Genomic DNA, 8,481 nt, shown 5'->3' on the forward strand with positions numbered 1-8,481 from the left:
GAGAGGCGGCACCACTCCTCTTTCACGGCGGTCGGGTCCATCTCGAACCACTGGCCATAGATGGTCTCCAGCTCCGGCGCCTGGCTTTCCAGCACGCCGGAGAGGGCCATCAGGCTGCCCGCCTTGCCGTGGCCGGCGATAAGCGGCGCCAGTTCCCGCAGCGGGCCGGCCAGGATGTTGGCGACCACCACGTCCGCTTCGACGTCTTGCGGCTGATCCGCCGGCAGGTAGAGTTCGATCTGGTCGGCAACGCCATTTCGCTCGGCGTTGTCACGGCTGGCCTGGATGGCCTGAGGATCGATGTCGATGCCGATGACCCGGGCTGCCCCCAGTTTCAGGGCGGCGATGCCGAGGATGCCGGAGCCGCAACCAAAGTCCACCACGGTTTTGCCAGCCAGATCCAGCCCGTCCAGCCACTGCAGGCAGAGTGCCGTGGTGGGGTGGGTACCGGTGCCGAAGGCCAGGCCCGGGTCCAGCATGACGTTGACCGCATCGGGGTTCGGCACGTCGCGCCAGCTCGGGCAGATCCAGAGCCGCTCGCCGAACTGCATGGGGTGGAAGTGATCCATCCACTCGCGCACCCAGTCCTTGTCTTCCAGCTGCTCCACCTTGTAGCCCACGTCTTCACCGAAGATCTGCTGGAAGAAGGCGATGGTGGGAGCCGGATCGGTTTCGGCGTCGAACAGTCCCATTACTTCGGTCTCGCCCCAGAGCGGGGTTTCACCGGGCATGGGCTCATAGACGGGCACATCCTTGGCATCCATAAAGGTCACCGCCTGGGCCCCACGCCCCAGCAGCATGTTGCTCACCTTGTCTGCGGTCTTGGCAGTGGCGTTGATTCGAATTTGTATCCAGGGCATGGCGTCGGCTCTTCATAAATGTGAAACCGCGGGATTCTATCATCATGGGCCCGTGCTGTCGTGGTTTGACCATGGCCTCATGGGGAAGGGAGGTAACTCTGCCAAGTTGGCACGGTTAATGTATTCCTTCATGGGTGACGGGAAGCAACTTGTTCCCGCTGAATGCTTTGCTCTATGAAGTTCCGTCATCTTTTTTCAGCCACCTTCGGGTGGCTTTTTTTATGCCGGTGCGCTGAAAAGCGGTTAATTGGGAGGGAAAAGCAGAGATTGGCACGCTATCTGCAAAGTTACAGATGTCCTGCATAAGGATATGTGTGTGATTGTTACCCCAACGTTCAGGTTTTTAGGGCCATCCCGACGGGATGGCCTCTTTTTTATGGTTTTTTCGGGGGAGATGCCCCGTCAGGGACAAAGGTTACCTGCGGGGCTGTGCACTCTTGGGGCTTGTCACTGGTGATTTCACCCCATGATGGTGCATTTATTTACCTACAAGGGAATAGTCAGGACGACGATACCCGCTCTGGCGGCGCCTCAGCGATGGAAACCGCTCATGTCGATCACCAGCTTGCCCACCATGCGACCCGCTTCCAGCTCGGCATGAGCCCGGGCCAGGGTGAGGGGTGTCAGTTCGGGCACCACCTTGCTGAGGGTGGTCTTGAGCACCCCTTCATCGATCAGGGCCGCGACCCGGCCGAGCAGGTTGTGCTGCTCTATCATGTCCGGGGTCTGGAACAGGGAGCGGGTAAACATGAACTCCTGGCTGAAGGTGACGCTCTTGGGTTTGAGCAGACCCAGATCCCAGGGGTCACTGGACTCGGCGATGGTGCAGATGTGACCAAACGGACGGATGAGGCTGGCCATGGTGTTCCAGTGCTGCTCGGTGGCGTTGGTGCAGAAGATGGCATCCACCTCGCTGATGCCGAGTGCCTTGAGCTCCGCCTGCAGATGGTGATGGCTCACCACCTGGTGGGCCCCCATGTCCAGGCACCACTCCCGGGTTTCGGGGCGCGATGCGGTGGCGATCACCTCCATGCCGGTGAGCTGGCGGGCGAGCTGGATGGCGATGGAACCGACTCCGCCGGCGCCGCCGATGATGAGCAGTCGTCCGCGGCTCTCGCGGCTGAGGCTCATGCGCTCGAACAGGGTCTCCCAGGCGGTGATGGCGGTGAGCGGCAGGGCGGCGGCTTCCAGATCGGTCAGGGTGACTGGGGCGATGGCGGCAATGCGCTCGTCCACCAGTTGCAGGGAGCTGTTGCTGCCCGGGCGGCTGATGTCGCCGGCATACCAGACCCTGTCACCGGCCTTGAACAGGGTGACGTCGCTACCGACGGCGATCACCTCGCCCACGGCGTCCCAGCCCAGCACGCGGGGGCTGCTTTCGACCTTGTCCTTGGGGGCACGTACCTTGGTGTCGACCGGATTGATGGAGGTGGCGTTGACCCGTACCAGCAGATCCCGCGGGCCCGGTGTCGGATCGGGCAGATCGCTCTCGATGAAGCAGTGGGGGTGGTTGCTTGGCAGATAGTGAGTCAGGGCGATGGCTTTCATGGCTTTTCCTTTCAAATAGCAGTGTTCGGGATTGCCACTCACTCTAGTCTGGATGATTATCAAGATTAAGATGGGTAATTGGTAAAGACTGTTTGAATATATGAACAATATCGAACTGGAGTTGATGGGGCTGTTCGCCACCGTGGTGGAGCAGGGGAGCTTCACCGGGGCGGCCGAGGTGCTCGGCATGCCCAAGTCCTCGGTGAGCCAGAAGATCTCGCGCCTCGAATCCCGGCTCGGGGTGAGGTTGCTGCAACGCACCACCCGCAGGCTCAGCCTGACGCCCCAGGGGGAGGTCTATGTGGCCCATTGTCAGGAGCTGCTGGCACTGGCGCGCAGCGCCAATCTGGCGATGGCGCGGTTGCGCGCGGCTCCTGGAGGGCGGGTGCGGATCACTGCTCCCGAAGCCACGGGAACCTTGCTGCTTGGCCGGATACTGGCCGAATTTCGCGCCCTCTACCCCGAGGTGGTGCTGGAGCTGACCCTTTGCGATGAACAGCTTGATCTGGTGGGGGAAGGTTACGATCTGGCGCTGCGGGCGGCGCCGCTGAAAGATTCCAGCCTCATCTGCCGGCGCATCGGCCAGGTGGCGCGCCATCTGGTGGCATCTCCCGGTTACCTGGCGGCCAACGGGACGCCGCTCCAGCTCTCAGAGCTGGCCGGACACGCCTGCCTGGTACATGGCTCCTTGCCGGTGTGGCCATTGCAGGAGGGGGGCTGGCGCCCTCGCGGGGCCTGCCAGAGCAACAGCCTGCTGGCGCTGCGGGAGCTGGCACTCCATGACGGGGGGATTGCCCTGCTGCCGGCCCATGTCTGCGGCGACGATCTGGCGGCGGGGCGACTGCTCAAGGTGCTGCCGGATCTCCTGGTTCCGGTGAACCCCTTCTATCTCATCTACCCGAGCCGGGAACACCTGGCCCCCGCCCTTCGCAGCCTGATGGACTTCGTGGCCGAACGTCTTCCCTTCGCCTGATCACTGGTGCTGGCCAAGGGGAGCCTGAGCCGGTTCGAGACCGAGCGGGACCGACTGGCGTTCCGCCAGCATGCGGATCTGCCCTTCGATGAGGCCGGCATGGGGGCCGAGCACCAGCACCAGCTGATGTTCGTTGAGCACGACCCAGGAGAGGCAGCCCAGTCTGGCCAGGCAGGATTGATCCACCAGGGCCATGTCGCGAACCCGCAGGCTGAGGCGGGTCAGGCAGACGCTCATGGCCTGCAGGTTGTCCATGCCCCCCAGCATCTTGAGGTACTGGATAGCCAGCATCTGGGGATCGGTGGGGGCCACGGTCGCGAGCCGGGAGAGATCCTCGGCCATGGGCTTGCCCGGCAGACTGAGGGGGGCGTGTTCCAGCAGCCGGGAGAAGAGCAGGGCATAGACGACGAAGAAGAGGATGCCCAGGGGGATGAGCCAGAAGCTGTGCAGACCGGCGTGGTAGCTCAGCACCAGATCCAGCAATCCGGCAGAAAAGTAGCTGCCCACCTGGATGTCGAGCCCGCTGCAGATGGCCAGCGACAGCCCGGTCAGCAGGGCATGGGCCAGAAACAGCCAGGGAGCGGTGAAGGCAAACAGGAACTCGATGGGCTCCGTGATGCCCACCAGTGCCGAGGTGAGCGCCAGGGTGAGCAGCAGCCCTCCCTGGGGCAGTTGCTGCATCCGCTGGCGATGGATCCAGATGGCAAAACAGGCACCGGGCAGGCCGAACATGATGACCGGATAGAGCCCGGCCACATAGCCTTCATGCAGTGGCTGGGCGGTCGAGAGGGCTTGCAGGTTGCTCTCCCCGAGCCCGATGAGGCTGCCCAGCACCTGGTGCAGACCGAGGGGGATCAGCAGCCGGTTCAGCACGCCGTAGCAGAAGGCGCCAAATGGCGTGGTGAGCAGATCGGAGGCGAGCAGGGTGAGCCCCTGTTCCAGCAGCGGCCAGAGGATGGAGAGGGGGATCACCAGCAGCAGGCAGGCCAGCGCCGAGAGCAACATGCCCGGCAGATCTTCCTGCAGGGGGCGCAACCAGCCCGGCAGCCGCAGAGCGCGGGCCCGGGAGCAGACCATGGCGGTGACGAGCCCGGCCAGCAGGCCGCAGATCATGTCCGCATGCAGCCCGGGCACCAGGGTGCCCAGCGCCGAGCTCAGCAGCAGGAAGTTGACCGCACCGGCGAGCGCCTGGGCTCCTTGCCCCTGGCGACTCAACCCGAAGGCAATAGCCACCGCATAGATGAGCGGCATCTGGCTGAAGAGGGCGCGACCGGCGAGGGAGAGCACGGCGAGATCCAGCACGTCCGGTTGGCCGAGCCGGTGGAGCAGGGCGGCCAGGGGCAGGATGGAGACGGGCAGCAACAGGGCATAGCCGAGGCGCTGCAAGGACTGGGTCAGGATCTTTCTGGCGTTCTGGACTGGCATGGGGGTACGGTATTTGTGACGTGGCGCACATTTTACCCGTGAGCCCCCATTTGGGAATAGGCGAGCCTTCCTTTATTGATCCTTTTCTTAATTTTGATCAAACAATCGACGGACACGCTGATCCGGGGCAGGAGTGAGCAGGCTGACCAGGACAAAAGCCGCCAGGCCAAGGGTCAGGCTCGGGACGATGGCGTGCAGGCCGGCCACCTTGATCCCCCACTGGCTCAAGGTACCGTAACAGAGGATGCCGCAGACCATGCTGGCCAGGGCTCCCGGGCCGTTGGCCCTGGACCAGTAGAGGCCGAGCACCAGGGGCCAGAGGAAGACCGCCTGCAGGCCGCCGAAGGCGAGCAGGTTGAGCCAGATGATCATCTCGGGGGGCTGGAGCGCCGCCAGCAGCACCAGGGTACCCAGGATCAGAGTGCAGAGCAGGGAGAGGCGCGGCACCCGGACCTCCAGCTTCTCCTGCCTGGGGTTGAGGTAATTGAGGTAGAGATCTTTCACCAGGGTGGCGGAGGCCTGGATCAGCTGGGAGTCGATGGTGGACATGATGGCCGCCATGGGGGCGGCCAGGAAGACCCCGGCCAGCCAGGGGGGGAGCACCTCCATCATCAGGGAGGGCATGATCTTGTCCGGGCTGTCCATGCCGGGCAGGATGGCGCGGCCCAGTGCCCCGGCCAGGTGCATGCCGAACATCAGCAGGGCGCAGACGATGGTGCCGATGAGGATGCCCCGGTGCAGCGCTTTGCTGTCCCGGTAGCCAAAGCAGCGCAGCGCCGAGTGGGGCAAGCCCACCACCCCGATGCAGACCAGCACCCAGAAGCTCAGCATGAAGGGCTGGGTCAGCATGTCGCCGGCCCCCTGGGGGCTCACCAGCTTGGGATCTATCTCCTTGAGCTGGTGGACAAGATTCGGCAACCCGTCACCGGCGATGAGGATGCCCGCCAGCAGGGCACCAGTGCCGATGAGCATGACGATGCCCTGCAGGGCATCCGTCATCACCACGGCGCGAAAGCCGCCGATCACCGTGTAGAGCAGCACGCAACTGGCAAACAGAAAGAGTCCCTGCTGATAGCTGAGGCCGGTCGCCGTTTCCAGCAGGCGGGCGCCGCCGATGAACTGCACCACCATGGTGGCGATGAAGGCAAGGATGATGGTGACCGAGCCCAGCACGACCACCGCCCTGCTCTGGTAGCGGGCCCACAGCATGTCGTTGATGGTCACCGCGTTGACCCGGCGGGCGATGATGGCGAACTTCTTGCCAAGCACCCCCAGGGTGAGCCAGACAGTGGGCAGCTGGATCATCGCCAGCAACACCCAGCCGAGGCCGACCTTGTAGGCGGCTCCCGGCCCGCCGATGAAGGACGATGCAGAGGTATAAGTGGCCACCAGGGTCATGGCGAGCACCAGCCCCCCCATGCTGCGGTTGCCGATGAAGTACTCCTGCATGAAGTTGCCGCCGGTCCGGTGGCGACTGGCCCAGAAACCGACCCCCAGTACCAGCACCAGGTAGATGCAGAGCGGCAGCATCAGCTCAAGATTCATGGGGTGGTACCTCGCTATCCAGGGGAATATCGACGAACAGGCGATCCACCATGAGGGCGCAGAGGCCGATGAACAGCAGCGGCATCAGGATGCAACTGAGCAGGAACCAGAGGGGCAGGTCCCACAGCTCGAGATCCTCGGGGATGAAATACGCCGAGCCATACCAGGCGACAAAGTAGAGCAGGGTCAGCAGCAGGCAGAAGGCTGCTTCCCGACGGGCGAGTGCGAAACGGTTCACTGTGGCCTCCGACGAGTGAGCGGGGCGCAAGAATAACAAAAAAGGGCCATGTCGCCATGGCCCTTTTTTACGTTGGCGATCCGGGTGGATCGCGCAATATCCCGATGAAAGGGGTCTTTGCAGACCCGACTTCTTGTGCAGGTGGTGGCTGCTCGTGCTGCCACCGTGCTCAATGGGTCGGGTCTCAAGCCATTACAGACCCAACTTCTTGTGCAGGTGGTGGCTGTTCTGTGCTGCCACCGTGCTCAATGGGTCGGGCCTCAAGCCATTACAGACCCAACTTCTTGTGCAGGTAGTGGATGTTGGTGCCACCGTGCTGGAAGTTTTCGTCCTTCATGATCTCTTTTTGCAGGGCGATGTTGGTCTTGATCCCTTCCACCACCAGCTCGTCGAGGGAGTGACGCATGCGGGCGATGGCCACGTCACGGTTCTCCCCGTAGCAGATCAGCTTGCCGATCATGGAGTCGTAGTAGGGGGGGACCTTGTAACCCGCATAGATGTGGGATTCCCAGCGCACGCCCAGGCCGCCCGGCGCGTGGAAGCGCTGGATGAGACCGGGAGAGGGCAGGAAGGTGGCCGGATCTTCGGCATTGATCCGGCACTCGATGGCGTGGCCACGGATGCGGATGTCCTGCTGGGTGATCGACAGGGGCTGACCGGCGGCAATGCGCAGCTGCTCCTTGATGAGGTCGACGCCGGTGACCATCTCGGTGACCGGATGCTCCACCTGGATACGGGTGTTCATCTCGATGAAATAGAACTCGCCGTTCTCGTACAGGAACTCGAAGGTACCCGCACCGCGGTAGCCGATCTCGAGACAGGCGCGCACGCAGCGCTCACCGATGAACTTGCGCATCTCGTCGGTGATGCCGGGGGCCGGCGCCTCTTCCACGACCTTCTGGTGACGGCGCTGCATGGAGCAGTCCCGCTCACCCAGATAGAGGGCGGTACCCTGACCGTCAGCCAGCACCTGGATCTCGATGTGGCGCGGATTCTCCAGGTACTTCTCCATGTAGACCATGTCGTTCTTGAAGAACTGGCCCGCTTCGGATTTGGTCAGCGCGATGGCGGAGGCCAGTTCGGCCTCGTTGCGCACCACGCGCATGCCGCGACCACCACCGCCACCGGCGGCCTTGATGATCACTGGATACCCGATCCGCTTGGCGATGGCGGCGTTGCGCTTGGCATCGTTGTCCACCGGGCCGTCGGAGCCGGGTACGCAGGGCACGCCCGCCTTCTTCATCGCCTCGATGGCGGAGACCTTGTCACCCATCAGGCGAATGGTCTCGGCGCGCGGGCCGATGAAGATGAAGCCGGATTTCTCGACCACTTCGGCGAAGTCGGCATTCTCGGAGAGGAAGCCGTAGCCCGGGTGGATGGCGACGGCACCGGTCACCTCGGCGGCGGCGATGATGGCCGGCACATTGAGGTAGGACTCACCGCTGGCAGGCTTGCCGATGCAGATGGTTTCGTCCGCCAGGAGCACATGCTTGAGCTCCCGATCGGCAGTGGAGTGAACGGCCACTGTCTTGATCCCGAGCTCTTTGCAGGCGCGCAGGATCCGCAGGGCAATTTCACCGCGGTTGGCGATGACTACTTTGTCCAACATGGGTGGCATTTTCCCTTATTCGATGATGAACAGCGGCTCGTCAAACTCGACGGCCTGACCATTTTCAACCAGGATCGCTTTGATCACGCCGGCCTTGTCAGACTCGATTTGGTTCATCATTTTCATGGCTTCGACGATGCACAGGGTGTCGCCGACATTGACGTGCTGACCGACTTCCACGAACGGCTTGGCTTCCGGGCTGGAGGAGCGGTAGAAGGAGCCCACCATGGGGGAGCGCATCAGATGACCGCTCGGGGCGGTATCGGCAGCAGGTGCAGCGGCT

The 8,481-nt window shown here is 63.2% G+C and carries 8 protein-coding genes; 1 reads left to right on the forward strand and 7 read right to left on the reverse strand.

All coding sequences use genetic code 11. The features are described 5' to 3' along the window. A partial coding sequence (gene prmA, locus AACR77_RS18170; RefSeq protein ID WP_231563280.1) for a 50S ribosomal protein L11 methyltransferase occupies nucleotides 1-860 on the reverse strand: 860 nt, incomplete at its 3' end. 531 nt (nucleotides 861-1,391) lie between these two features. Then, nucleotides 1,392-2,408 (reverse strand): zinc-binding alcohol dehydrogenase family protein, encoded by a 1,017-nt coding sequence (locus AACR77_RS18175; protein WP_042883217.1) that lies wholly within the window; start codon nucleotides 2,406-2,408, stop codon nucleotides 1,392-1,394. 100 nt (nucleotides 2,409-2,508) lie between these two features. Here AACR77_RS18175 and AACR77_RS18180 point away from each other — a divergent pair, with 100 nt between their 5' ends. Next, on the forward strand, nucleotides 2,509-3,381 hold the full coding sequence (locus AACR77_RS18180; RefSeq protein ID WP_042883219.1) for a LysR family transcriptional regulator: 873 nt from the start codon (nucleotides 2,509-2,511) through the stop codon (nucleotides 3,379-3,381). On the opposite strand, the gene AACR77_RS18185 is transcribed toward AACR77_RS18180, so the two are convergent. The 5 genes from AACR77_RS18185 to accB all read right to left on the reverse strand — a co-directional run. After that, complete coding sequence (locus tag AACR77_RS18185) at nucleotides 3,382-4,806, reverse strand: PTS transporter subunit EIIC (protein ID WP_042883221.1); 1,425 nt, start codon at nucleotides 4,804-4,806, stop codon at nucleotides 3,382-3,384. A gap of 87 nt (nucleotides 4,807-4,893) precedes the next feature. Continuing rightward, nucleotides 4,894-6,351, reverse strand: a complete 1,458-nt coding sequence (gene panF / locus AACR77_RS18190; protein WP_042883223.1) for a sodium/pantothenate symporter — start codon at nucleotides 6,349-6,351, stop codon at nucleotides 4,894-4,896. Beyond that, nucleotides 6,341-6,589: a YhdT family protein gene (locus tag AACR77_RS18195; protein ID WP_039040309.1), complete on the reverse strand. Its 249-nt coding sequence runs from the start codon at nucleotides 6,587-6,589 to the stop codon at nucleotides 6,341-6,343. Before AACR77_RS18195 ends, panF begins: the two co-directional genes overlap by 11 nt. Nucleotides 6,590-6,857: 268 nt before the next feature. Then, complete coding sequence (gene accC, locus AACR77_RS18200; protein WP_010675406.1) at nucleotides 6,858-8,198, reverse strand: acetyl-CoA carboxylase biotin carboxylase subunit; 1,341 nt, start codon at nucleotides 8,196-8,198, stop codon at nucleotides 6,858-6,860. Between the two features lie 15 nt (nucleotides 8,199-8,213). Then, a partial coding sequence (gene accB / locus AACR77_RS18205) for an acetyl-CoA carboxylase biotin carboxyl carrier protein (RefSeq protein ID WP_042883225.1) occupies nucleotides 8,214-8,481 on the reverse strand: 268 nt, incomplete at its 5' end.

The organism is Aeromonas sp. ZOR0002, assembly GCF_963866995.1.
In the GTDB taxonomy this organism is placed as follows: Bacteria; Pseudomonadota; Gammaproteobacteria; order Enterobacterales; family Aeromonadaceae; genus Aeromonas; species Aeromonas caviae.

Bases quoted from the DNA above. Each gene is read 5' to 3' on its own strand.
- AACR77_RS18175 (WP_042883217.1), bottom strand. From the start codon at position 2,408: ATGAAAGCCATCGCCCTGACTCACTATCTGCCAAGCAACCACCCCCAC.
- AACR77_RS18180 (WP_042883219.1), top strand. From the start codon at position 2,509: ATGAACAATATCGAACTGGAGTTGATGGGGCTGTTCGCCACCGTGGTG.
- AACR77_RS18185 (WP_042883221.1), bottom strand. From the start codon at position 4,806: ATGCCAGTCCAGAACGCCAGAAAGATCCTGACCCAGTCCTTGCAGCGC.
- panF (WP_042883223.1), bottom strand. From the start codon at position 6,351: ATGAATCTTGAGCTGATGCTGCCGCTCTGCATCTACCTGGTGCTGGTA.
- accC (WP_010675406.1), bottom strand. From the start codon at position 8,198: ATGTTGGACAAAGTAGTCATCGCCAACCGCGGTGAAATTGCCCTGCGG.